The sequence below is a fragment of the Pantoea sp. X-Soil-TKNS-1207 genome, from assembly GCF_059730485.1.
Genome location: NZ_AP035958.1, coordinates 1,715,120 through 1,738,358, shown reverse-complemented (window position 1 = coordinate 1,738,358; position 23,239 = coordinate 1,715,120). Strand labels below are relative to the sequence as shown.

Sequence of the window (23,239 nt, the reverse complement as noted above, 5' to 3'; positions counted from 1 at the left end):
ATTACCCCCTTACCACCCTTATGGTGTTGGTACTGACGCCCCACGGTCTCAACAGCGCCAGCGCAAGCTGCAAATCAGCGGGCAGCATTGAGGTGCTGGTGAGGCCGGTTTCGGAAAATGATTTTGTGATCGACACGGTGTCCAACTTAAATGTTTTGCCGGTCAGAATCTCGCTCCCGTTTTTCTGCTGGTAGAGCTTCCCGAGAGATGCAACAGAGGCGGCATACGCACCGGCCTGTTTCACATCATCCGGGACAACGTCATCCCGGAAGGGCCGGAGACTGAGCGAGTTCAGCCATACATTCGCCATCAGCACCGACTTGGGCTTTTTATCGGTATCAGTCCAGTCAGCGCCCAGCAGCGTGTCCACGTCATCCTCGGTAATGAATATCATCATGGTTATTCCTGTGCCTTAATGCGCCAGCCGTGGGCTATCCATGCTGCTACATGGTCGTTGTGCACATCGGCTTCAACCGGGCCACCGCGGAACTCAGGCTCCTGGCGAATCATCCGGGTAATGGAAATTTCTTCCTCTTCCTCTTCCTCTTCCTCTTCCTCTTCTTCGAGGCTCAGCTTTTCTTTCAGCAAAGCCAAATCTGCCTGTTGCTGATTGTCCTGCGGCAATAATCCGGATTGCTGCTGTTGCGATATCAGCTCCTGTGACTGCTCAGGGAGGGTTTGTTCCTGCTGTGCTGCACGCTCAGCGCGCTGCGCTTTTGTTACTCCAGCCATAAAAATTCTCCATCATGAAAAAGGGGGGGCCGAAGCCCCCCAGGATTTAGCCCAGAATGATTGTTGCGTGTGCCGGTTTAACCGAAGCAACGCCCCACGCCAGACCGACCTCATAGCGCATCTGGCGATACTGACGATATGCCGCCACCTGGAAGGTGATACCGGAAACAGAATCGGTTACGTTCATCACATCATCCGCGCTATCGCCGCCAATCGGCATAGCGGGTGTACGTGAAGCAAGCAGGAAGGCATTACGGTCGAATGCCAGGTTTGGAACAAAACCACCGTGGAAGGTAATTTCAGTGTTGTCAGCCAGTTCCTGACGCAGCCCCGGCGCGCTGATGGTCATGGTGGTTGCGGTAGATGCCGCGACAACATACTTATTTGGGTCGCCCTCAAAGGTGACAATCGAACCCTGCGTAATGGTCCCGTTGCCGGTATCAACCGCAATGATGATGTCGCCCTCTTCTTTGGCCCCGTTCACCAGGTAGCCGTTTGCAGTCGCTGCCGGTGCCGTTTTAACGCCCGCTGAGTTATGCAGGTTGAAGCCTTCTATACGACCGATGATACCTTCACGCAGAAGCTCATCAGTGCCCGCTTCATTGGTTTTGAACAGCACTGACTGTTTACCGCGAACATTTGCGATAGCCGCAGAGCCAAGCACCATCTGGAGGCTGGTTGTCGGTGAGCCATTGTCCTCAAGGACCTGGCGAGCCTGGGCAAAATCCGACAGGTCTTCTTTAACCCCGAAAGGGGTCGTTCCGATGGTGCCAACGGCACGGGAAGCACCGTAATACTGTGCTGCCAGGTCAGCATCGACCTCGTTTGAAATCGCGCGAAATGCCTGCGTGAACTGATCAGCGAGAATGGTGTTGTAAGTGCCCGCCGGACCAAGTGCCAGCTGTTCTTCACCATTCCATTTAACCGGGACCATTTTGGATTTGGTGATTTTCACTTCCACCGTATCGATATCCTGATCACCATCATTCGGGGCTGTGGGTCCCGGAGTGATATCTACGGTAGTGGCCGCCGGGGCGACTGGTGCGGCAACTGTCTGGCCTTTTGCCGCCGCATCAGCTTTGGCATTACGTGCGACGGCCGGGATGAAACCGACCTGCTCGCGCGAAACGATGTCCAGCGCCGTGTAAATAGTCGGGATCAACCCGGTAAGGGTATTTGACATGATTGTTCCTTGGAAAAAGAGAGAATGGATTGTCTGAGCTATCCAGCTCCTGCACCGGCTCCCATCCGGGCACCGGCATTGATTCAGTCAACGATGGTAATTTTGTCGGCCAGGGTAGCCTGTTTCGCGGTGGCATCCAGCGCATCAAAGGCTGAACGCTTCATGGTCTTCTGGCCCATTTGGTGCTGTGTCTGCTTTGAGCCTGCACCGCTGTTGCCACTGGCTTTAAGGACGTAATCTTTCTGCGGGTACTGTTCTACGAGGAATTCCAGTGCTTCATCGAACGTTGCCAGCTCACCCGCTTTTGAGCGGGAATAGATTTTGTTACCACTGGCGTCATAGGCAACAACGTTACCGTCTTCGAGTTTGAAAGACTGGCCGAAGCGCGCCTGAACAAAATCAGACGGGATCGCCATTTTTTCAGTGATGAATTTTGACGCGGCAAAACTGCCTCCGATTTTTGCGTCATAAAGCTGGCCTTCCAGGGTGGCTGAACGGGCCTCCGCCGCATCAAGTTTCTCCTGAAAAGTCTTTGTGATCTCGGCTTTCACCTGGTCAACAGCGCCCGCATCTATCAGCTTTTTCTGGTCTATTTTTGCCAGCATATCCAGCGCTTCGAGAGCTTTAGTCGGATCGGCAATGCCGGAAAATTTCGCCAGTGAGGTCTCTGCTTTTTCTTTCGCCTCCCGATGATTTTTTGCTTCGCCATTCAGTTCTGAAATTTTTCCGACCGCCTGGGCGGCATCAAAACCGATTTCTTTCCCGTCATTGTGGACATAAACCGGCAGACCGCTGCCATCAACTTCTGCATAGGTCTTGCCGTTCACTTCAACTGTTTTGAGTTTCATAAAAAATAATTCCTGTTACTGGTCATCCGACCGTGGCGCCGCGTACCATCCGGATTACGGCAATAAAAAAGGCCGCCTGATGGCAGCCATTGTTAAGTTTCATCCCTGCGCAGTCAGGCAGGCTCGTGTGTTTTGCTGAATATGTCTGGCTTGCAGGGATAAAGCTCACCGTTGACACCCCTGATAATCCAGTCGCCCAGGTCAGCACGGCGGTCACCCTCAGGTGTTTTGATAATCAGGTGGTCCCCTTTACAGATGATGTCCGGATGATTGATAAGCCAGGGTTCGAGACGTGTCTGGAACTGCCCCTGAACTTGTACGGCATCAACAACATCCGGCATTTTGCGAAATTTCATTAACTCCCCACCTACACAAACGACTCAGCGGATTTTCGAATATAAAAAACCCGCCAAAGCGGGTAATCAAAAAAATAGGGTTTAGATATTCAGGGCAAAATGCCTATTATCAACCTGGTCAGGATCAATGGGCCTGAATCCCAGACATAGCCAGAAGGGGATCACATCCAGAGTAAGCACCTCAACACAAACTTCTTTATACCCTTCACCCTTAAGAATACTTATGACCGTCTGTACTGCATCAGTTGCATATCCCCGGCCACGAAAATGATAGAACAGGTAAAGTTTGTATATTTCAGCAGTGCCACCCCCATGATCCGACATATAGAGCAGGCCCACACAACACTCCCCCATTTTCAGCATGTAAATATCATGGTGGGAGATGGCTGAATCATGAATGAAAAATGGAAGTGTATTCTGATCGGAAGGTTCAAGGTGCAGCAATTTGTTAACAACACCTGACTGGTGTGTATTGAAAACTCTCTCAATATTCATAACATACATCCCTATTTTATAGTGCTTAACCAGTGCAACCCGGTCACCATAAATGGTCAGTAATTGCTGGTAAACGAATATTCATCTCCTGGTGACGTATTATTTAAAATTCAAATTTGTTCCTTTAACTGGTTTAGCGAAAGCCATTCACCTCGATCATTATAAAAATCATCAGGGGATACCTTACCGTCCCTGATGAGTTGGGCACGCTGAGCACCAACAATCTGCGTCTGGCGAGCAAACGACTGGCGGGAAAACCACTCACTGTAATTGGTACCGGCGGGTACCTGCCCGTCCATGCTGGCGCGGGTGGATGCCGGAATATCGGGGATATTCAGCCCGAGCGCTTCAGCGGATTTCAGGACGTATGTTTCGGTGGAGCGGCAGCAGAAATGAATACGCCCCGGACCCTGTAGGTACGGGATTTTGTGCCCGACGGGCTTGTTAGCCAGCGTATATTTCAGCCGGTCACGCACGCGGCACATCGGTGTTGTGTGGTTGTCCAGCGTCGAAAGCCACTGCTTACAGTCGATAAGGTCTTCATTGGCGCTGGCGAAACTACTTCTCGCTGCTGATGCCATATGCCCCACGGCGGTTTTGGCGATGCTGGCGGCGTTGGAACGGCTCATTTGCAATGCACCATCCTGATAACCTTTATTCGCCAACCCGCGAACCTTACGCGCAATCTGCGTGCTGGTGTCACCCAGCAGAAAACCCTTCCTCACCGTATTGGTGATGCGGTTCAGACGGTCGGTTTCCAGACCGGACGCCCACTCACTCAGTAACTTACCCTGAAACGGTCGGGCCACCGCGGCAGCGTAAACCGCATCGCCCGAAATCCCGATCAGGGGGTGAAGATCCACAACCTCATCAGGCACAACCGATTCAAACAGGCTCAGCTGATAGCCCGCTTCATACTTCGCAAATTTCAGCAGCTCGTCGGACAGGCTCAGTTGCATCTGTTGCACTGCCTGGCTGTTCAGTGTCCTGACGCCAGTCAGCAGCGATTGCAGGCGCGTCACGGTAAAACTGTCAGCATCGAGCGTATCCATCGCCACCAGCAGGCGCGCGACCAGCTCCGCATCGCTCTCAGTGAGCAGCTTAACCATGCGGTTAGCCACGCCGGTACCGTAACGGCTGACCCAGAGTGCGTGGGCCACAGCTTCATCACGCAGCGTTTCGTTTACTGTGGCCATATCATTCTTCCGTCAGCGTAACCGGCGGATTATTCAGCTCGTCGATCACATCTTCGGGCTTCGCGTCCGGATCGATAATCCTCAGGCGCTGATAGGCGCGCACGGCATCAATGGGTCGGATGTCGCCGCCCTGCCGCAGACTCTGGATCGCCAGCGCTGAGGTTGCATTGATGCTCTGCTCTGCCACATCCAGCTCGGTGCGCACATCGACATTGCCGCCGTCTTCCTCATCAATCCATTCCGCCATGATTTGCAGGATGTTATCGAGCGCATCCTCAAGCGAATTCGCCATCGTGAACAGCGGCGAATGCTCCTGCATTTTTTCTTCGCTGGTCTGGTCAACCGATTTGGTCGAGGTGTTTTCCGAGCGCAGCAGCTTTGCCCCCGCCTGCCGCATCTGTTCTTCCAGGTCATCCAGAGACGTTTTTCCGGCACCGATCGCACTGCCAGAATGCTCAACGAATTCCAGCCCCTTATCGAGCTTATCGGGAAAGCGGGTGGCACTGGATGCACCGATTTTAAGGGTCGTGTTTTCGTCCAGACCATACGTCACGAGAAGCGGCACGCGGGCAACGTGCAGGATGTTGTCCTGTTCGCTCTGGCTTTGCCAGTGTTTGACGTTCAGGTGGGCCACCTCCAGCAGCGGTGGTTTGCCGCGCATAAAGCCGGTACGTTTGGTGTAGAAGGTGACTAACGGGATGGACGTGCTGCTGGTCTTATAGGTTTCATGGACTATCCACGCCCCTCTGTTAGAGTCGCCCGGCCCCTTGCGCCATATTTCCACTTGCCCCGCGGTGATGTTGCGGATTTGCTCGACCTTCGTCTGCCCGTAATCATCGCCATCGATAATCACCACTTCCCGGATACGCAGCTGTGTCAGCACCTCCTTGCCGTTCTCAATTTTGGAACGCCAGCCGATAATCTGCCGGGGGTTAAGCATGGTGGCATAGGGTCGCGCGCCGGTGGCCTTTTCATCTGCGAGTGTTTTCACCTCTTCTGAATCTACCCTGGGATAATCCACCAGCGCGTGCGCCAGCCCGTACTGCTGACCAATGCTGAAAAACTCCTGCGCCCAGACATCAAGACGGGTGCCGGACAGATCAAAGTTTTTGCTGTACTCAACAATCCGGTCCGGGGTGCTCTCGCTGAGTTTTACCGGCTCCGCAAACACCCGGCCACAGTTCTGCTTTATGGTTTCCTCATAGGCCGGAAGGAGCGTTGCCACCTCCAGACGCGCCCGGTAATCCTCTTTCTCCTCATTTATCCAGCGGGGCATGTAAATCTCGCCCAGCTGTCGCATATAGAACGTGCCGCCCATCAGCGCATCATTCAGATCCCATGCATCAAGCATGTCGTTGTAATCAAGGTTGGGTGTGGAAATATCGGGCATGGTTATATCCGGAGTTTTTCGACCCTTCCGGTCGGTTTAATGATCGGGTAATCCTTCACAATGAAATAGCCGCCGCCATCGTTGGGATGGTCGTTATCGGCTTTCTTATCCGGCTCACCGTTGGACGCCCAAATCTGTTGCTCCAGGCATTCGGTGTAAACCGGACAGCGCTGGACGTTCACCAGATAACGACGTTCGCCCAGCGCATTGCAGAACATTGCGTTCATGGCATTAATGCGATCTTTTACCGGTGGATTGGACGCGTTTACGACCACGCTGAAACCCGCCTGTCTGAGCTGGGCAATATCGGTTGCGCTGGCAAAGTTGGATTTGCGGCTGTCACCCGAGGCATCGGGATAGACATAAATCTGGCGGCTGGGAACATAGCGCCCCCCTTCATAGCGCCAGAATTCCTCCTGAATGCGCTTAATCATGGCGGGTGTGTCATACACCTTGACCAGTTCGCGCACGGCGCGCGGCAGTCCGTTACGTTTTACGTGTACGATGCCCGCCATCTTCCCGACGTTAAAATCCATCCCGATAAACAGCGGTTCGCCGGGCTGTTCTTCGTCGTTGCAATTGTTTTTATCACGATCAAACTGGTGGTAAATGGTGCCGCTGGTAAGGTTGGTAAACTCTCCGCGCAGATAGGCTTTAATCAGTTCTTCGGGATAACTCAGCAACAACGACGGGATGTAATCCGCTGGCAGGTTCTTCGCGTTGTCGAACGTGCTCGCCTGCGTCAGGCCGTAGAGCGTTGCCAGCTCAGGCTTATCACGCACAGCTTTAACAAACTGCTGCCAGACGAATTTAAACCCCTCTGGCGTAGTGGTGACATCGATACCGTTGCGCAGTCCCGGCACCTTGTAACGCATACGGGCAATGATTTTGCGCCATGCCTGCCGGGCTTTCGCCGCAGGCATGACGTCAAGCTCATCCACCAGCGCATTACCAATTTTGAAGCCCACGATACTCGCCGGTTTCTCCATCGACCGGCAGATAGTGGTACCGCGATATAAACGTCCCTCGTAAAAATGAACTTCTTTGTTGCTCTCGTTTATCCGGACGTTTAGCCCCCAGTCGAAAGCCACTTCCTCCACCGTGGGATAAAAAATATCGCGGATTTGCGGATAGGTCGGCGCAAAGTAGCCCTGATTGATCCTTGGAAACTCCCAGAACCCCTTGCAGAGGCCGCCACAGCCGACCCATGTTTTTCCGCTGCCGAACCCGGCTACATATGCCTTGAACTTATGAGGCATCGCCAGAAAGCGCGCCTGGGGGATATTAAGTGTCGGGCTGATCCCCATCGTCTTCACTCGCGTCTACAACGTTGATATTGATCGTCACCGGCGTGGGTTGGTTATCTTCTGCATCAGCAGCCAGTTCCCGGTTCAGCGCCTCAATTTCAGCGTTAAGTTTTTGATTGGTCAGCCGGGAGCGTTCGATTTCAAGGAGGCGTAGTTCCCTCTCCTGTTCACTGGCAGCAAGATTATGGAAAGCGGCAAGATTCTTTAACGCCGCATCCTGATCGCGCATCAGGATTTCTATGCCGAATTTAGTTTTCTTCACCCCGGCAATCAGCCGACGCTCTGGACCGGTCACATCCCGCGTATCGGCATGGAAAACATCGCCAATACCTTCACCACCGCAACGGGGGCAATCAGGATTGGGATCGTCGTTATCAATAAACCCCAGCCCGCCATAATCCGGCGGCGGTTTGCCATCCGACGAGGCTTTTGCCGCTGCTTTGTCATATTCATCAACGTCGCGCCAGTGGTAATGAAAATTTTCGCCCCAGCAGTGACGACAGCAGCAGCGCCGCAATTGTGAAATCTCACTTGGATCGGCAGTCGCTATTTCATGCCAATGGAGCAACACTTGCTGCCTGTCCAGAATGGCCGTTGATTGGATCAGCGACAGGCCATAGTTAATTGCCTTCATAATGGAGGGCTTCCGGAACAGCTTTCTTGCAGCCCTGTCGCCCCCCTTAAACTTAGCTTCGGAATAGGCGCGGTACTTATCCCCATGCTCAAGATATCCGTTAACCATGCTGACTTCTTCGGGGGATAAACCAGCAAAAAAAGCGGAACTTTTTGGAACCGTAATTGCGCGCTTTTGCGCAGTTTCTTCGGCAGCCATTTCCTTTGCTGACGCGGCTTCAGTAGATGGTTGCGCAGTTTTTTGCGCAGTTTCATTCTGCGCGTTTTTTTGCGCATTTTTCTTTATGTAACGACGAGCTGATTCGTACTTTAGTCCCCGCAGTTCACACCAGTCTTTCAGCTTTATTCCCGTACTGGCATGAGCCGCAGAAAACTGATCTTGCAACTCCTTCCAGTCGGGCTTGCTCATGAATCATTATCCTTACTGCGCGAAAGTCTCATCAGTTCGTTATAGGCTGATGCGTCACCGCTCTTTGCCCGTTTGTATAAAGCACCACGCAGTTCCGCCTCTCCTTTTGCTCGGCCGGTGCGGATGGCACGCCGGAATCTGGCGACCTCATCACGCTGGTGTTTGATCTGTTCCATATCCAGCCCAATGACATCCGCTATCTGTTGCTCGGTCAGGCGGCACGCTGCCAGTGCCTCTATTTTTGCTATCGGTAAAGTCTGCATATCTTCCCCGGGTGCCCTCGAACGTCGCTTATAGCTGCGCTATCGTCCAGACAAAGGAGAAATACAGATGAAAAAGAAAATCGACGTTCTGAGGGAACTGGCCAGTAATAATGAATGGGATGCAGCGATCAGGCTTGCCGGGACTTTTCCCCGCCTGGGTCATGAAGCAAAGGTGATTACACGCGCCAGAGAGGCGATGCTCCGGCCTGATTTTCAAATCCAGATGGGAAGAGATCCGGCCATACTGATTGCCGCAGGTATTGAAGCTCTGAAAGCGAAATACCGTCTTTAATCTTCTTCGTCGGGAAATATGTCCGTAACATCGACGTCGCCACACGCTTCCACCGCTTTTCGCGGATCGCCTTTTACAAACACCAGTACGTTCTGGTGTGTCTTACCGAGTTTGCGACTGGATGAGAACATCTTACCGGCTCTGACTGGCAGGCTTCCCGCCTGCGTTACCAGAATGGCCTCGTTGTAATACTTCGCGCCTGCATCAGTGAACGCGGCGATCGTATCGCCTACAAAGTTACGGTAGATGCCTTTGCGGTCCCTGACTTCCCCCACGACAAAGCAGGCAAAGCGGTTATCTTTAAGAAGAGACAAGGCGTTTTTGATGATTTGCCGGTAGGCGTCGACAAACTCGCTGTAACCCAGTGTCGAAATATCCGCCGGGTTATCTGAGTACACTTCCAGATCAGCATAAGGGGGGCAGCTAAACAAAAAATCAGCCTGCACCGTTTTAAAGTGCTGGTGAATATCCCGGCTGTCGCCACAGTGCCAGTGGGGGCCGGTTACTGTGTCAGTACCTATTCTTTCCCATTGCCGTCTGTTTGCCTCCACCTGCTCACTGCGCAGATCACAGCCAAAGTACTGGCGACCGAGTTTTGCCGCTACCACGCCCCGGACAGAGCCACCCGCAAACGGGTCAACGACCGTACCACTCTCCGGAGAGAACCAGCGATAAGCCAGTTCACACAATACCGGATCAAAGATGCTCGTCGTGGAGATAGCCTGTAGCTCAGGGTGCACCTGGAAAAATTCTTCCCAGCTTACCGATTTGCCGGTTTTAGCCTCATACGCATTTTTTTTATCGTACACGGCACCGGTCTGAGCTGATTTAGAAAAAAGCAGTTCGCTTTCGCGTCCTTCTTCTGACTGGATACCTGTGGCGATCCAGTTTTTCTTTCGTTCCTGCCACCAGCCCTCTCGGGCACTGATGACAGAAAAAGGAGGGATGAGGAATTTCTCTGCCAGATTGCCCGCTTTCGATTCGCCTGGTGTTGCCCCTAAGTTATCAAGGACGTCATCGATATCGGCCAGGCTGAAACCCGTCAGTTCAATATCAAATCCGCCATCGAGCAGATCGCTTAGTTCCAGCTGTAATAATTCCTCATCCCACCCGGCGTTTAATGGCAGTCTGTTATCCGCCAACCGGTAAGCACGTTTCTGTGCATCCGTCAGGTTAGCCAGCACGATGCACGGCACCTTATCCATCCCGATGATATCAGCAGCCATCGTGCGACCGTGACCGGCAATGATTTCACCGGCAGTATCCACCAGCACCGGATTCGTCCAGCCGAATTCTTTTATGCTGGCCACCAGCTGCTGGACCTGATCGCTGTCGTGCGTTCGCGCGTTCTGCGCGTAGGGAATGAGATCAGCCGTGCGGCGGTAAACCACACTCAGCTGATTTTCACTGTGATTCAAAATCTTTCTCCGGATGTTTTATCAGGTCAGCGCCAGCAACATTTCATTCGAGCCGGCAGCAGCACGAGCATAGATTTCCCCCGTCACCTGGTAGGCACTGTTCGTTGTACCTGCTGCAATGGGATGTCCCTTCAGACTGGCATCAGGGGTGCCGTCGGATTTACAGATTTCCCCGTATCCCGCGATCGCCGTGACTAATGCTGAATCAGCATCGGACGCGATCAGCGTCCACACTTTCGTAACCTGTTTGTTGGTTGTGGCCATCATGCCTCCAGTAAGATGCTCTCCAGATAACGATCACCCCAGTTAAGCGACGACAAAGGCAGCGTGAACACGTCATTTTCTGGCGTGCCTGCTTCCGTGGTGCCGTCACTGTAGGTGATCAGTACAGATGAATAACCCGTTGTATCGACCGTAACCGATGCTGCCGCGCGCGTTACCGTGGCGGTTGTCGTCAGAATTGGCGAAGTTGCAACTGACCCCGCCTCAATCTGAACAAAACCGGTCAGCAGGCTGGTGCCAAGTTTGCGGTAGTGCGAAATGGTGTAGATTGCTGATTGCGGCAGTGTACAAAGCGCATAGAGGTAGTTGGTTGAATCTTTGCGGCCTGTATATGTCCGGATGATGCCGGAGGCCGTCAGGGTTGATTTGATCCGCTGCCACGCTGCCGTGGCGGTAACAGACACCGCATCCACCAGCCATTTAGCGTTGGTCTGGTCATACACGCCGTACAGCACGCTGTCGCTGTTTACGCTGGAAATCCCCCCACCATCTGGCCCGGTGCCAATGGCGTAGCCTGATGATGTGGAGTAAATGAATTGCCCTGTATTACCGGAGGCCACCGCCACATTACCGCGCATCTGTAACTGTAAGTTAGTTGCTGCCGGTTCCGGGGCATGCCTGCCGACTGCTATGCAGTTTTGATATTCAAGCGGCCATTCGTTTACAACACTTAGTACCATCAGCCCATCGGCGTTCCAGTAAAAATGAGACGGACCACTAAAGGTGAGACGGATATCCACGTCCTGCACCATTAAATCCAGCTTAACGCTTTTGATGGGTGTTATAGCGCCACCAATAACCCCTGCGTAGGGACATGAAAATCCTGCGGAATGTCCACCGATGAACGGTACTTCAAGTATTGAAATCATATTCGTTTTCCCGTTGATAGTGTGCAATGAATGGGCTGACATCATTTCGCTACCTGCTGTGAATTGGGTAGATATTCACTACGTATCTGGTCAGTCAGTTCTATAACCCTTAATTTTTCGCCATGCTGAGGTAGTGCATCATTCATTTCATTCTTCCCGGCGTGAATCTAGTGTCTCCAGCCGAATCAGAATGCGTCATAAACTTATGTCATTCTTTGGAGTCAACTTAACGGCCTGTCAGTATTTAATGACAATGAATCATTGCCCATATGAAATGGCGAAAAAAATCTTTGACCAAAGTCAATTCACTCAAATATAAAGTAGTGAAATGATTTCACTTTATTTCAACACTCGTCAGCCTTATAAAATTAAAGCCACAATAAGGTGGTCTAAAATGAGGAGGTGTTTATGCCTTTAAAACCTGGTCAAAACACGGGTAAAGATGGCGGGATTTATCAAGAGATTGGCCCGCGTGGTGGAGCAAAAGAGAACTATACAACAGTACCCGATAATAAACCCATGCCACCGACTCAGAAGCCAGGCCATTCCTGGCAGCAGGTTGACCGAACCCCAGACAGCAAACGGGATAAGTGACAGCCAAATTTAATCAAACCGGCTAACTAGCCGGTTTTTTATGAGCAATTACAAACTTATATAATGACTCAATTAAATAGCAGAATGTCTCGTTACTTTCCGTTTCCCTCACGGGTACACCGCATATCTCGCAAATTCTGAAAGCTGCATGAGCGCACTCATGTGCTACCGTACCAAGTTTGCCATCGAATACACCAATAAATATTAATTCCCCGCCTGTATCGCTTTTGAAATAACGCACACAACCCGAAAGATTGTCGACACTTTTACTTGTTAAACCGAGACTACTATAAGCTGCATACCATCGTTCACGCTCAAAGCAGCAAAAGACCTGAGCACACTCAAAGAGCGGAACTGACATATTAGGTAAGTCTGGCCAGTTTGTTTTTACCATGCTTTCTCCAGTAACCAATATCAGACGCACTCTTAAACGCGCCTTTTGATGGAATCAGCGATGTTCATCAAAAGCCAGCATCAATCCGGCGAACAGCAGCACGATGGATATTGCACTCTTTCACCACGCCATAAAGCAGCAGATTCAATTCCACGCTATCGCCGTAAAGCATTCCGGGTTTTGGTTCCGGCGCATCAATCGGGCTTGTCAGCTCCGCTGGCAGATTTAGCCGGGGTTGTTTGATTGTCCGGTACTCGACTTGCGGATTTGGCGGCGTCCCGCAGCCGCTCAACAGCACGAGCATCGACAGCAGCAGAAGCGCACTTATCGGCGGCAAGGTAGCGTTTAATTTCATCCTGTAATTTCCTGTTCTGCTCGGCTGTCACCGCGCGTTGTGCGGCGACCTCGCCCATGACGTCGTTCTGACGCTTCACTGCAATCACCAGGTCTTTCACACTGTTGGCCAGATCATCATTTTTTGAGCGGAGGCCATTAATCTGCTGATCTTTGCTGTCGTTCAGCTTCTCCAGCCGCTGGTTGGTGGCTTCCAGTTGTGCGTCTCTGGCATTCAGTACCCACAGGGCACCGCAGACCAGAATCACGAAAAAGATGCCGATATTTTTCCTGATGAAGTTGATCAGACTGAACATAAACCCTCTAACTTTCTGTTTTATCAGTATCATTTGCGATGTCGGTATTTATAAGGATTACCACCAGCGCACCTGACCGATGAAATAACCGGCTGATAAAATGAGCAACACGAACCAGATGAGTAAAAACTTCCAGTTGGGCAATTTTTCTGCCATTTCTCGTATCTCCCGAATCAGTTTGCTAAAATCAATCACAGGTTCTCCCTTGTTATGCTCAAGGCGAAGAAACAGAAAACCCCGATTGTTGCTGCAATCGGGGTTTTTGCCTTTTAACGAATAATGTTTGTCTTTACCGTCAGAGCAACGCGGCTTTCGCCAGCGCCAGCCGTTTCTTCCTGTCATCCAGGCCGTTAGTGTCGCCATTGATAATTCGTGTGATACCGTCGATATCATCCCGGTCAGCCAGTTCGTTAAGACCGTGATTTTTCCACCATGCCGCCGCCGATGCTGCCGCAAGCTGATTGCCGGTAAGCAGGTCAGGCTGCGCAACGATGTCAGCGCCCAGCGCTCTAACCAGTGCCGCGTAATTCTTTCTGCCGGTGATCTGAATTAAACCGCGCCCGCGATAACGGTAGCCATCGCCCGAGGCAATATCGCCATTACCGTTCAGATTCGCGTAGATGACGTTGGCAATCATTTTCTGGTTGGCGGCGTGGTCATCATTACGCCCGTAAGTACGCGCCTGTTCAGCGGTGATACGTTTACGAAACATCGCCGTCAGCGCGTTCTCGCTGTAATTAAGCCCCTCTTCCACTTTCGTGAATCCGGCTGATTCATGACCGGTCTGAGCGAGAAAATGGGCCTGCCGTAGCGGAGTATCGATCTGGAAATCAGCCATTGCCCCTGCAATAAACAAAAACCATGTTGTCGCCTGACCGGGGCTAATCCCGGTCGCCCGTTGAAAATCACTGGCTGTTATCATCAGCTCCTCCGAGTTTCTTATCCAGCTGTCTCCTGAAGCGGAATGACAGGTAATCAATGCCAATAAAACCAATCAGAATCGCCGCCACCCACGCGAAATCGTCCCCGATATTCCAGTGAAATATCGATACCAGTAGCTGTAGCGAAGGCTTAACGAAGAAGGCGAAAAGGCTGCACATTGCGGCATCCATCAGACGCCGGGGCCAGGTGTCCCTGCCAAAGTATGAGGCTCTGATGATTGCCATTACTCCTGAAGCTGCGGCATAACCGGCTTCGTTCTTGTGGGCATAGAGCCATGCAAGAAGACTGGCCCAGAACCCAACATCATTTTCCGGCATTCTTTTCATCTCCATCTCCCGCGTATGGGGCGGATGCCAGTGTTAAAGGAATGAATTGCGCTGAAGTAAAACGAGAAAACCCGCACAATGGCGGGTTGAGAAAGTATTTATATGAGGCAAAAAAAAACCTGCTTTCGCAGGTTTAAAGTGAAGACAATAGCTTTTTGACAGACATGCAGTTAAACAATATGAACAAAGTTCATTGATGTTTAACGCACTTCAATAATAATCCACTGCCTATTGTAATATTTGATTAATATCAATCTTCACACTCTGAAAATCATAAATACAACGCCATATGATAAGAAGTGTTAAATTAATAATTTCTGGTATTAGTTGTTACGGTGCCGGGTGCCTCCCGGTGAGTCAGAAAAAGCCATAACCTGACTCGCTTCAGTCAATAGACACAGGAGAAATGGCTTAGCCCCGCCGCACAGGGGGATTCACCGTAACGCAGAAACTATACCAGGTAAAAGATAAACAAAACGTAGCTATGATTTTATATCGCCCCTTAAGTTCAGGACAGCTTGACGTAAATCAATGCTGGTAAGAATTTATATTTCAAGGTAAAAATCCGAAATGCATTAATGCGCTATGACTTACAAAGGTATTCAGTCATGAAAGACCTCGCGGACAGTAAACGTGTTCCGTCAATACATGCCCGCCTCCGGCATGGCCCGGAGAATTCCGGTTTCGTGGGATATAAACCCCGATGGGAAGAGGCACACTGGAAGGTGTTGAATTAATTAGATGTAAAAACCCGCGCAACCGGCGCGGCAAACAAATCATTTAATTCAGGTAAAAAAAACCTGCTTTCGCAGGTTAAGGCTATTAAGTGACGTTAAAAGCAAGTACAGGTAGCGCATCTATAAAGTATAAACCCAAGCAATATCGCATTCGCGTTTGACACAAAATCAATCTTAACCCGGAATTATTTTTTCCGGAAGTGGCAAAAATCAATTTCCACACTCTGGCAATCATAAATTCAGTGTCATATGAGAGCGAGTGTTAATTTAATAGCCCTGGTGTTAGCTGCTACGGTGCCGGGTGCCTCCCGGTGGAACAGATAGCCAAGCTGTCCCGTCACTTATTGTCGGAGATCCTGGGCTGACCCCGCCGCTTAGGGGGATTCACCGTAACGCAGAAACCATACCAGGTAAAAGATAAACAAAACGTAGCTATGATTTTATATCGCCCCTTAAGTTCAGGATGGCTTGACGTAAATCAATTCTATTCAGGTTCGAACCCGGAAAAGAAAAAACCCGCACGTTGGCGGGTTCTTTTCTTTAATCCTGTCGCTCGCGATACAGCTTTGCGAAGCATATACGGATTTAACCTTTTTTTACGCAAAAACGCAATACAAATATTAAGGACGCAATAGCCAGCGCTATTTAAAGCCCGGCCCTCAATGTCAAACCCCCACCAGACTACTAAGGGGAATACCGAATTGCGCATGGAGTTTTCTAATCATTGGCAGCGTCAGATTACGCTTACGATTCAGCACCTCGTAAACGCGGTTAGATTTTCCTATTGCTGGCTCAAGGTCTTTTACAGTCAACCCCTGCTGATCCATACGGAATTTAATCGCCTCAACAGGGTCAGGCGCTTCTATAGGATAATGTTTGTTTTCGTACTCATTGATAAGCACGCACATGATTTCAAAAAAATCACCTTCCGGCGTATCGGCTGGCGGCTCGTTGTCAAACATCGGCTCTACCGCACGTAATGCCGCATTATAGTCTTGCTCTGTTTTAATGGGTTTAATCTGCATGATTCACTCCAGATTGACGGTTTCAGCATCTATTCTGTCGTACTCTTTATGTGTCCCGATGAATTTAATGAACATCCATCCGCGCTGGTACGCAATAGCCACGATTAACCGGTAGTCATTCCCTTTGATGTTAAATACCACGCGCTTGTTTTTCAAAATACTGGCGCTGCGATACTGCTCTTTGATTTCTGCCGGGGTTTTCCATTCAGCTCTGCTGGCTTCATCTACCCAGGCTTTTAGCGGCTGCTCTGCGTCAGGATTCGCCGTCCAGAAATCCCTTAGTGTCTTGATAGCGATTATCTTCATGCCAATATACTAGTCCCATCTCGGGACTAGTTCAACAAATTTATCCCATTTCGGGACTTTATCCAGATAAAAGTAACGAGCTGATATTTATAATATTAACGAGTAAACCTTTCCGGATTACGCTCAAACGCTTCATTCATCGGTATATACAGCATTTTTTCTGCTAACTGTAACCAGACATCAATGCGACTCTCACAGGTTCTTAAGCACCACTCCGGATGAGCTTCATTAAGCCTGAATGCCATTTGTCGTTTACTCATCCCACGTCCATCATAACGCTGGTGAATAATATCAATCAGACCGGGAAAATCTGCCAACGATTCACTTACAACCCTGTCAATCAGCAGAGCCTCTTTATCTGAGCAAAATGCAAGACTGCTCTTATGCTTTCCTTCCAGTAGATCGATAAAATACAGAGCCAGATCTGACTTGCTGATACCCGATTTTTTCATTCTCCGGAGCACTTCATTGATGGCTGATTTCGTGATTTTTCTGCTGGCAAGCAAATGGTTAAACATATTCCCTCCATTGCCGCCGCCGATGTAAGACCATCTGCCCCACATCCGGAGTTTGCCCTGTATCCAGATGCTCTCCAGAGTACCAAGACGGATTTCATTGCCGTCAGTTTTTCCTGTTGTTGATGGATAAATCATTTAGTGCCCTCATCTAATTCTCTGGTCACCTGATCCAGCAGGCTTTCTTCGGTACCGTAAATTTCTTCCCACATTTTCTGCCCGGCGTGGATAGCCACACCGTAACCGCCTGTACGATGGTGTGCAGGGCAAAGGGGAATTGTGCGGTAATGGCTGGCACGCTGGCCCATACCACAACCACTACGCAGGTGGTGAATCTCTGCGGGTGATTCGCCATATCCCAGGTTACGGCAGACTACGCAGCACATTTCTTTCACGCGCTGCATGTGATCGTGTTCGGCCTTAGTCACAGATCGAGACATTGCTGACCTCCGCCCTGAATAATCCGCTGTCGCTTCTGAAACTCAGTGGGATTACTCATCCAGTGAGCGGCGCGTATCACCTGCGCCTGTTCGGATGAATGAATGATTCGGCGGTTGTGTTGCGGCAGGTTGGCCACACACGCGGGACAATGATCAACCGTCTCATGTATGCACCCGCGACGGCGGCGACAGATATGCATTGTTGCTTTCAGCGTCGCGCATTCACGGCACATTGGCGCGTCACAGGTATAGGGTTCAAGCGGTGATATGCAATCGGGTTCGTGCCTGTGCGGTGGGTAGCCCAGATGCCCGTCACAAAGCAATGTCGAAGGTGCGCCGCAGAAAATGCAGATCTCATTTTTCATGCTGCCACCTCCCCGGCGCACATCTCCGGCAGGTTGGCACGTACCAGCGCTTCCGCAAACTGTGGTGGCACGGCATTGCCGCACCTGGCCACCTGCTTATCTTTGGAATATTTCACACCGTGGTGATCACTGTCGATGATGTAATCAGCCGGGAAACCCTGCGCCGCGTAAAGTTCTTGAGGCTGGAGCATTCGCATCCCGATATCGACGATGTGGTAATTGACCCCATCCACGTTGACCAGACCCGGATATTTCCCCATGTCCCCACAATATTTTTCAAGGAAAGCCCTTACTTCACCAAAATGGTTGCCCCCGGCGGTAACTGTCTGGAGTGGTAAATCTGTTTGCTGGCCGATGTTGGTACCGCGCATCTTTATCAGGCTGCTGGTGATCAACGCATGGTGATCCGTTGCCGTCACCGTGTGAGCTGGAGAATCTAACGGCGCCCCGGGGCCGCTGTAATTGCCGCCGAAATGTTTCGCGAGAAAAGCCGTTACCAATGCACTTTTTCCACCACCGCCAGCCGTTACAGTACCTGCTGGCTCATCTATCGCATGGCCGGTGCTGTTACCGAACTGCCGGGAAATTACCGGTGCCAGCACTGGTGCTACAACGTTGGTACGGTTCTGTGACATAAGAGTGATGAAAGGTTTATTCACGGGTCGGGGTTTCATCTGGAAAGTTGAACCGCCGGTACCGGCAAAAATCGGCGCAACAACGGCATAGCCGTGGGTTTGTGTGATGGTCTGCATCGGTTGACTGAGAGCATGCCCCCGGAAACAGTCATATTTCGTTCGGGTGCTGGTGTGGTTGCACTTCACTATGAATGGCGCTGGATTGTCGATAACGAACCGCTGAATGCCGCGCGCGATGCGTTTAAGGGTATTCTCAGCCAGCGGCTTTTTCCGACCAAAAATACTGTTGCAGGGTAATGACCAGTCAATGCACCCGGCAGCAGTGCGCCAATGTTTTATGTGGCCTGACTGAACCGCCAGACTTTTCGGATCTCCGTGGGTTGGCTGTGGCCACGCAATCGGCTTACCATCGCAGCGCATCACCATGAAGAACCGTTTGCGGATTGTCGGGGCGCCATAATCGCAGGCGCGCAATTCCCGATGTTCGATCGCATAGCCTAATCCGGCAATCAGTCGTCTGGCTTCGATTCCGTGACGATCAATATTCAGAAAATCACACACTTCATCCAGCGCAGGATGATCGGCAGGAATACCGTTACCCAGCATCCCGACAAATGCGGCGAAGGTTTCCCCAGCTCTGACCGGGTCAGGCCGCGCTATATCATCCAGCAGCGGTCCCCAGGTCTGAAATTCTGCAACATTTTCCAGCATCATGACGCGAGGACGAACCGCCAGCGCCCAGCGGATCACCACCCAGGCAAGGCCGCGTATTTCTTTCGCTACCGGCGTAGCACCCTTTGCCCTGGAAAAGTGGCGGCAGTCGGGACTGAACCAGGCCAGGGCAACGGGCTGGTGCGCGGTTGCCGCCAGAGGATCAAGGTCGAACACATTTTCACAATAGTGAAGCGTGCCGGGGTGGTTAGTGGTGTGCATGGCAATGGCATGTGGGTCATGGTTTATGGCTATATCCACACTTCGCCCTGTCGCCAGCTCAATACCCGTACTTGCGCCACCACCACCGGCAAAATTATCAACGATAAGCTCACGCATTACGGGTTCCCTCCAGCGCGTTGACCATCAGCGCCAGCTCGGCACGTATTTCTTCAGAAGGGGTGCCAATCAGTAGCAGACGGTTGATATGGTAATGCAGGCGTACCTGCAATTGAGGATCACAATTCGCTGCATCAGGCACTTGCCGGAATAACGCCTTAACTTCTTCAGGCCATACGGTTTGATTTTTCATGCGGCGTAGTCCCACAGTTGGGCGGCAGCGTTTTCTGCTTCCTGTTGGGACTTGAATTTGCGGTTCAGAATGGTGTTCCAGAGGACGTTAAGCACAGCTTTATAAAGCTGCCGGAATTCATCCTCTGACATGCTGGCAAATGAAATAGAGCGCGCTTCCCGGCGTATGATTCCATCAGGCAGAAGAAATTCATCATAAAACCCTGCCGTCATAACCGCCCACTTGCGGTAAGCCTCAAACTCTTTTGCCAACACAACACCGTCAGCACGGCGCTGCCCGGCCAGCTCAAGATACACATCAAGCGTTTCGTTCAGAATAGTGCGATGACCTGACATCGATATCAGGTACTCGACGTAACCGCGCAACAGAAATTTTTCAGTTTCTGAGATAGCACCGGCCGTCGGTATCCAGTATTCAAAACCGAGATTCAGCAGGGAAAAAAATAGTTTATGAAACTGGTAATTGCGCGCACGGCGCACATCACAGTTCAGCAGGATGCCCGGTTTTAACCGGGTAACGTAATCTCTGGCCTCGGGGTTAGCCGGGGACAGGAGATTTTCGGGTGTTTTGAAAAGATAAATCTGCGCCATCGTTCTCTCCGGTGGCACAGTGATCAGTAAGGTGTTCAGCCTTAATTGAATTATAAGTTACGACGCTTTTGCCTTGCAAGATAACTCATAACATGTGTTCTGAAATCCCCCTTGGGATATGCTGACAAAAATACTTCAAGAATACCGCTTGCAGGCCCATACTCTTCATCGTTACGGCCCATATATGTGTGTTGCAGATTGCCGTCTGCATCCAAATGTACCAGTACCTTCCCACCACTTCTCAGATACCAATCTAACGTGTCAGCTTCAATCATATGTAAATCCTACGTATGGTTTGATTTTCAGACTTCGTGAAAGCAACTCTTCAATTTTTTTGGGTTTCTTCAGATCTGTTTCTACGAAATCCTCACCGATGTCTTTGCCATCCAAATTCGTACAAATGAATCTCATTCAACAATCATGCCCAATTCATGACATACCCACAAAGAGGTATAAAGCAGGGCAAGGATGGAAGCACCGGACTTTACTTAGATATAATTTAAATATTTTGCCTCAGATCAAATCCTGGCAAATGGCGCTGAGGTTGATTTCATAAAATCAGTTAATTCAATCACAATTCCAGACAGGATATTCAATGTCATTTAACACCTGAAATTAAATGAACGTTATTTTCCCACTTAATGCCGTCTGGAAATGTTTTTGGAATAACTCATGTATTAGCACTGTTTTAAATGGCTATTTTTACCCACATCTTTTCCAACTGTCATTCTGTTTACCTGCCGTTTAACATATATCATTTTTTGAGACTGAATGAATAGTTAATAGCGAAAATGATTCTTCGTCGCGCTGAATGCCTGCCGCTGTCCATTCCCATTGACCTGATAATTCTTAAATGTGCGGTGCCGGTGTAATACCTGAATACCGGAGCGGCCAAGCAGCCTGGCTGCTCTCGTCTGCCGGTTCTGTGCGTCGATCACCGAACAGCGCTTTCGTGCTTCCGCCTGCTGCCATTCCTGCCACTCTGTCACCGTGGAAAATTTGGGCGTCACGCCCTGCGGCATCAGCCGGTTAAACCGCTCAAGAATCGCTGGGGTCTGTTTCATCGAAACCTCCCCGGAAGCCATCCGGGATCTCATAGTTCGTTGAGGAAATCTCGTGTATGTCTCTCAGTGCCGTGGTTCCTGGGGGATGATCCCAGGAGTTTTCAAAGCCTCGATTTTTCCCGAAAAATGTCGATGCCTGTTGAACAAATTCCGTGCCGAGCTTGCCGGTCACCCGGAGGTAATCTGCGTACCGCTTTACGCCATTTAGCATCGTTTCAGGGCTAACGCCCTCCCGCCTTCGGGCATTCCAGGCGCTGAATCCTGCGTGTTTCGGATTAGCTCCGGCACGGCGGGGATATTCCTTCCAGACCTGGTCAAACTCAGGCAAATATTCGGACTGTTTTTTTTTCTTGGACGCCTCGGTGGTTTCCTGAATATCCGGCTGTTCCTGAGCCTGGAGATCACCACCTGGTTCACTGGCATTTTTTTCGCCATGAACCATAGTGTTTTGATCATTTAATTCTGTATCTGTATCTGTATCTGTATCTGTATCTGTATCTGTATCTGGTGCGTTACTTTGCGTTACACCTGCGTTTCCTGTCGTTTCAACACTGGCTGGATCACCTTTACCAGAATCATTTGCAGCCCTTTTTCTTTCCCTTAAAGCCTTGACGCGTGAGGCGGAATTGTCTTCCCGCTTTGGTTGACGCCTGTTCCAGCCAGTGACAATTTCACCTTCAAGAACCTTCCCTTGCATTGCCGAAATAATCTTCTCAACCTGGTCAGTTTCAATATCTAATGAGCTGGCAACATCATCCACACACAAGTTTTTAATTACGCCGCGCATGTCAGCGTTACTCTGCGTTACATCTGCGTTAACCAACGTTTCTCTGCCGCTCGATGCGTTAACAAGGATATGCACATAAACGGCAATCACATTGCCAATGCTTTGTCCCGACTTACGGGCAATTGTTCGCCATTTCGGATCGGTAGGCATGTCATGCCAGAGGCGCAGCCAGGAATTGGCCATAAATAACCCTTAAGACAAAATTGTTACGTGTATTCAAAGGCAGTTGAGTTGCTGGAGCCATTCAACACTGCTGCTCTGACAGCAGAAAAAGCGGATATAGCCTCATCAATTTCTTTGAGCAGTACCGGATGACCAGCACCAAGATTTACGGCGTTAACCGCCTCAATCCCCTCTTTTGCTGCAATAGCAGCCAGCAATACTGGATCACCAGGTGACACCAGCCGTGCACGGCGTTCAGCAGGCATCGCAGAAATTGCGGCCTTACTGAGTATCTCCGCCTGAGGTGCATATCTTGGATTGCAGCACCCACGGAAGGTCCGCCGTAGTTTCTGCACAAGATTTCTGAGATCCACCTCGCTTTCCGCAACAGGAAGGAGAGTACCGTCGCTATCGCAGTGGTATTCAGCAGCAACTGCTAAGGCAACCGCTTTCCACCCTACCTCCACCGCCCACATTTCTACTTCCTCTGCTACGTCCTCAACTGTTGGTGTGATTCTCATGATTCAGCTCCAGTTCCTTGAGCATGCTAGCTTGAATGACAGGCGGCAGGCCGTCCGTCGGATTCGGATAGTCTTCAGGGCATAAGTCATGTGGGGTGACAATCCAGTTTGTAGCCTCTGCCCATTTTCGGGCTACGCGTCCCTTGAGCGACCACGCACCACTTGCCACCCTGCTCACATGTGGCTGTGAAGCACCCACAATCAGGGCAAACTCCAACTGCGTGATGTTGTATGTCTGTAGGTAATCATTAAATTTCATGTGTAGTCCTT

General features: G+C 50.7%; 34 protein-coding genes and 1 pseudogene. 2 read left to right on the top strand and 33 right to left on the bottom strand.

All coding sequences use genetic code 11. The features are described from left to right. Position 1: 1 nt before the first annotated feature. The 11 genes from AC6I8V_RS08110 to AC6I8V_RS08060 all read right to left on the bottom strand — a co-directional run bounded on the left by AC6I8V_RS08110 (position 2) and on the right by AC6I8V_RS08060 (position 8,812). Positions 2–397, bottom strand: coding sequence for a protein singed (locus tag AC6I8V_RS08110; protein WP_497845367.1), 396 nt, complete (start codon positions 395–397; stop codon positions 2–4). A 2-nt stretch (positions 398–399) separates the two neighbouring features. Beyond that, on the bottom strand, positions 400–732 hold the full coding sequence (locus AC6I8V_RS08105) for a hypothetical protein (RefSeq protein ID WP_497845366.1): 333 nt from the start codon (positions 730–732) through the stop codon (positions 400–402). A 46-nt stretch (positions 733–778) separates the two neighbouring features. Further along, entirely contained in the window at positions 779–1,915 is a 1,137-nt protein-coding gene (locus AC6I8V_RS08100; RefSeq protein ID WP_497845365.1) for a major capsid protein, read from the bottom strand. 83 nt (positions 1,916–1,998) lie between these two features. After that, positions 1,999–2,763, bottom strand: a complete 765-nt coding sequence (locus AC6I8V_RS08095; protein WP_497845364.1) for a DUF6651 domain-containing protein — start codon at positions 2,761–2,763, stop codon at positions 1,999–2,001. Positions 2,764–2,876: 113 nt separating this feature from the next. Continuing rightward, the gene (locus tag AC6I8V_RS08090) at positions 2,877–3,119 is read right to left on the bottom strand and encodes a hypothetical protein (protein WP_497845363.1); all 243 of its coding nucleotides are present in this window, start codon (positions 3,117–3,119) and stop codon (positions 2,877–2,879) included. A gap of 81 nt (positions 3,120–3,200) precedes the next feature. Then, on the bottom strand, positions 3,201–3,614 hold the full coding sequence (locus tag AC6I8V_RS08085; RefSeq protein ID WP_497845362.1) for a GNAT family N-acetyltransferase: 414 nt from the start codon (positions 3,612–3,614) through the stop codon (positions 3,201–3,203). 110 nt (positions 3,615–3,724) lie between these two features. Then, positions 3,725–4,810 (bottom strand): putative phage head morphogenesis protein, encoded by a 1,086-nt coding sequence (locus AC6I8V_RS08080; RefSeq protein WP_497845361.1) that lies wholly within the window; start codon positions 4,808–4,810, stop codon positions 3,725–3,727. 1 nt (position 4,811) lies between these two features. Further along, positions 4,812–6,200: a DUF4055 domain-containing protein gene (locus tag AC6I8V_RS08075; RefSeq protein WP_497845360.1), complete on the bottom strand. Its 1,389-nt coding sequence runs from the start codon at positions 6,198–6,200 to the stop codon at positions 4,812–4,814. A 2-nt stretch (positions 6,201–6,202) separates the two neighbouring features. Beyond that, positions 6,203–7,507 (bottom strand): terminase large subunit domain-containing protein, encoded by a 1,305-nt coding sequence (locus tag AC6I8V_RS08070; protein WP_497845359.1) that lies wholly within the window; start codon positions 7,505–7,507, stop codon positions 6,203–6,205. Further along, the gene (locus AC6I8V_RS08065; protein WP_497845358.1) at positions 7,485–8,549 is read right to left on the bottom strand and encodes a terminase small subunit; all 1,065 of its coding nucleotides are present in this window, start codon (positions 8,547–8,549) and stop codon (positions 7,485–7,487) included. The genes AC6I8V_RS08070 and AC6I8V_RS08065 overlap by 23 nt, the downstream gene beginning before the upstream one ends. Next, positions 8,546–8,812 (bottom strand): PAS domain-containing protein, encoded by a 267-nt coding sequence (locus AC6I8V_RS08060; protein ID WP_497845357.1) that lies wholly within the window; start codon positions 8,810–8,812, stop codon positions 8,546–8,548. The genes AC6I8V_RS08065 and AC6I8V_RS08060 overlap by 4 nt, the downstream gene beginning before the upstream one ends. A gap of 67 nt (positions 8,813–8,879) precedes the next feature. On the opposite strand from AC6I8V_RS08060, the gene AC6I8V_RS08055 reads away from it, so the two are divergent. Next, positions 8,880–9,104 carry a hypothetical protein gene (locus AC6I8V_RS08055; RefSeq protein ID WP_497845356.1) on the top strand — a complete coding sequence of 75 codons (225 nt, stop codon included), beginning with the start codon at positions 8,880–8,882 and terminating at the stop codon, positions 9,102–9,104. Here the strand turns inward: AC6I8V_RS08055 and AC6I8V_RS08050 are convergent. The 4 genes and pseudogenes from AC6I8V_RS08050 to AC6I8V_RS08035 all read right to left on the bottom strand — a co-directional run bounded on the left by AC6I8V_RS08050 (position 9,101) and on the right by AC6I8V_RS08035 (position 11,718). Next, positions 9,101–10,033, bottom strand: a complete 933-nt coding sequence (locus tag AC6I8V_RS08050; RefSeq protein ID WP_497845789.1) for a DNA methyltransferase — start codon at positions 10,031–10,033, stop codon at positions 9,101–9,103. The genes AC6I8V_RS08055 and AC6I8V_RS08050 overlap by 4 nt on opposite strands. A gap of 45 nt (positions 10,034–10,078) precedes the next feature. Beyond that, a pseudogene (locus AC6I8V_RS08045) lies at positions 10,079–10,522 on the bottom strand (ParB/Srx family N-terminal domain-containing protein); the annotation flags it as partial. 21 nt (positions 10,523–10,543) lie between these two features. Next, the gene (locus AC6I8V_RS08040) at positions 10,544–10,789 is read right to left on the bottom strand and encodes a hypothetical protein (protein WP_497845355.1); all 246 of its coding nucleotides are present in this window, start codon (positions 10,787–10,789) and stop codon (positions 10,544–10,546) included. Further along, entirely contained in the window at positions 10,786–11,718 is a 933-nt protein-coding gene (locus tag AC6I8V_RS08035; protein WP_497845354.1) for a hypothetical protein, read from the bottom strand. The genes AC6I8V_RS08040 and AC6I8V_RS08035 overlap by 4 nt, the downstream gene beginning before the upstream one ends. A gap of 363 nt (positions 11,719–12,081) precedes the next feature. Here AC6I8V_RS08035 and AC6I8V_RS08030 point away from each other — a divergent pair, with 363 nt between their 5' ends. Continuing rightward, positions 12,082–12,267, top strand: a complete 186-nt coding sequence (locus AC6I8V_RS08030) for a hypothetical protein (RefSeq protein WP_497845353.1) — start codon at positions 12,082–12,084, stop codon at positions 12,265–12,267. A gap of 22 nt (positions 12,268–12,289) precedes the next feature. Here the strand turns inward: AC6I8V_RS08030 and AC6I8V_RS08025 are convergent, their stop codons facing one another. From AC6I8V_RS08025 to AC6I8V_RS07940, 18 genes are all read right to left on the bottom strand, one after another. Beyond that, on the bottom strand, positions 12,290–12,661 hold the full coding sequence (locus AC6I8V_RS08025) for a hypothetical protein (protein ID WP_497845352.1): 372 nt from the start codon (positions 12,659–12,661) through the stop codon (positions 12,290–12,292). Positions 12,662–12,728: 67 nt separating this feature from the next. Further along, the gene (lysC, locus tag AC6I8V_RS08020) at positions 12,729–12,965 is read right to left on the bottom strand and encodes an Rz1-like lysis system protein LysC (RefSeq protein ID WP_497845351.1); all 237 of its coding nucleotides are present in this window, start codon (positions 12,963–12,965) and stop codon (positions 12,729–12,731) included. Continuing rightward, positions 12,856–13,311, bottom strand: a complete 456-nt coding sequence (locus AC6I8V_RS08015) for an Rz lytic protein (RefSeq protein ID WP_497845350.1) — start codon at positions 13,309–13,311, stop codon at positions 12,856–12,858. Before AC6I8V_RS08015 ends, lysC begins: the two co-directional genes overlap by 110 nt. Positions 13,312–13,368: 57 nt before the next feature. Then, positions 13,369–13,506: a hypothetical protein gene (locus AC6I8V_RS08010; RefSeq protein WP_497845349.1), complete on the bottom strand. Its 138-nt coding sequence runs from the start codon at positions 13,504–13,506 to the stop codon at positions 13,369–13,371. Positions 13,507–13,606: 100 nt separating this feature from the next. Then, on the bottom strand, positions 13,607–14,233 hold the full coding sequence (locus AC6I8V_RS08005) for a glycoside hydrolase family 19 protein (protein WP_497845348.1): 627 nt from the start codon (positions 14,231–14,233) through the stop codon (positions 13,607–13,609). Then, positions 14,217–14,579, bottom strand: a complete 363-nt coding sequence (locus tag AC6I8V_RS08000) for a phage holin, lambda family (RefSeq protein ID WP_497845347.1) — start codon at positions 14,577–14,579, stop codon at positions 14,217–14,219. The genes AC6I8V_RS08005 and AC6I8V_RS08000 overlap by 17 nt, the downstream gene beginning before the upstream one ends. A 1,402-nt stretch (positions 14,580–15,981) precedes the next feature. After that, positions 15,982–16,341 (bottom strand): helix-turn-helix domain-containing protein, encoded by a 360-nt coding sequence (locus tag AC6I8V_RS07995; protein ID WP_497845346.1) that lies wholly within the window; start codon positions 16,339–16,341, stop codon positions 15,982–15,984. A 3-nt stretch (positions 16,342–16,344) separates the two neighbouring features. Beyond that, positions 16,345–16,647 carry a type II toxin-antitoxin system HigB family toxin gene (locus tag AC6I8V_RS07990; RefSeq protein ID WP_497845345.1) on the bottom strand — a complete coding sequence of 101 codons (303 nt, stop codon included), beginning with the start codon at positions 16,645–16,647 and terminating at the stop codon, positions 16,345–16,347. 95 nt (positions 16,648–16,742) lie between these two features. After that, positions 16,743–17,300, bottom strand: a complete 558-nt coding sequence (locus AC6I8V_RS07985; RefSeq protein WP_497845344.1) for a DUF1133 family protein — start codon at positions 17,298–17,300, stop codon at positions 16,743–16,745. Beyond that, on the bottom strand, positions 17,297–17,602 hold the full coding sequence (locus AC6I8V_RS07980; protein ID WP_497845343.1) for a Ref family recombination enhancement nuclease: 306 nt from the start codon (positions 17,600–17,602) through the stop codon (positions 17,297–17,299). Before AC6I8V_RS07980 ends, AC6I8V_RS07985 begins: the two co-directional genes overlap by 4 nt. Positions 17,603–17,963: 361 nt before the next feature. Next, a complete protein-coding gene (locus AC6I8V_RS07975; protein ID WP_497845342.1) occupies positions 17,964–19,652 on the bottom strand; it encodes a DNA cytosine methyltransferase in 1,689 nt (562 codons plus the stop codon). Beyond that, positions 19,645–19,845, bottom strand: coding sequence for a hypothetical protein (locus AC6I8V_RS07970; RefSeq protein WP_497845341.1), 201 nt, complete (start codon positions 19,843–19,845; stop codon positions 19,645–19,647). The genes AC6I8V_RS07975 and AC6I8V_RS07970 overlap by 8 nt, the downstream gene beginning before the upstream one ends. Further along, entirely contained in the window at positions 19,842–20,435 is a 594-nt protein-coding gene (locus tag AC6I8V_RS07965) for a DUF1367 family protein (RefSeq protein ID WP_497845340.1), read from the bottom strand. Before AC6I8V_RS07965 ends, AC6I8V_RS07970 begins: the two co-directional genes overlap by 4 nt. Before the next feature lie 50 nt (positions 20,436–20,485). Next, positions 20,486–20,710 carry a hypothetical protein gene (locus AC6I8V_RS07960; protein ID WP_497845339.1) on the bottom strand — a complete coding sequence of 75 codons (225 nt, stop codon included), beginning with the start codon at positions 20,708–20,710 and terminating at the stop codon, positions 20,486–20,488. A gap of 504 nt (positions 20,711–21,214) precedes the next feature. Next, the gene (locus tag AC6I8V_RS07955) at positions 21,215–21,499 is read right to left on the bottom strand and encodes a P-loop NTPase family protein (protein ID WP_497845338.1); all 285 of its coding nucleotides are present in this window, start codon (positions 21,497–21,499) and stop codon (positions 21,215–21,217) included. Then, positions 21,474–22,469, bottom strand: a complete 996-nt coding sequence (locus AC6I8V_RS07950; protein ID WP_497845337.1) for a phage replisome organizer — start codon at positions 22,467–22,469, stop codon at positions 21,474–21,476. Before AC6I8V_RS07950 ends, AC6I8V_RS07955 begins: the two co-directional genes overlap by 26 nt. 23 nt (positions 22,470–22,492) lie before the next feature. Next, complete coding sequence (locus AC6I8V_RS07945) at positions 22,493–22,969, bottom strand: toxin YdaT family protein (protein WP_497845336.1); 477 nt, start codon at positions 22,967–22,969, stop codon at positions 22,493–22,495. After that, complete coding sequence (locus AC6I8V_RS07940) at positions 22,947–23,228, bottom strand: transcriptional regulator (protein WP_497845335.1); 282 nt, start codon at positions 23,226–23,228, stop codon at positions 22,947–22,949. The genes AC6I8V_RS07945 and AC6I8V_RS07940 overlap by 23 nt, the downstream gene beginning before the upstream one ends. Positions 23,229–23,239 lie beyond the last annotated feature (11 nt).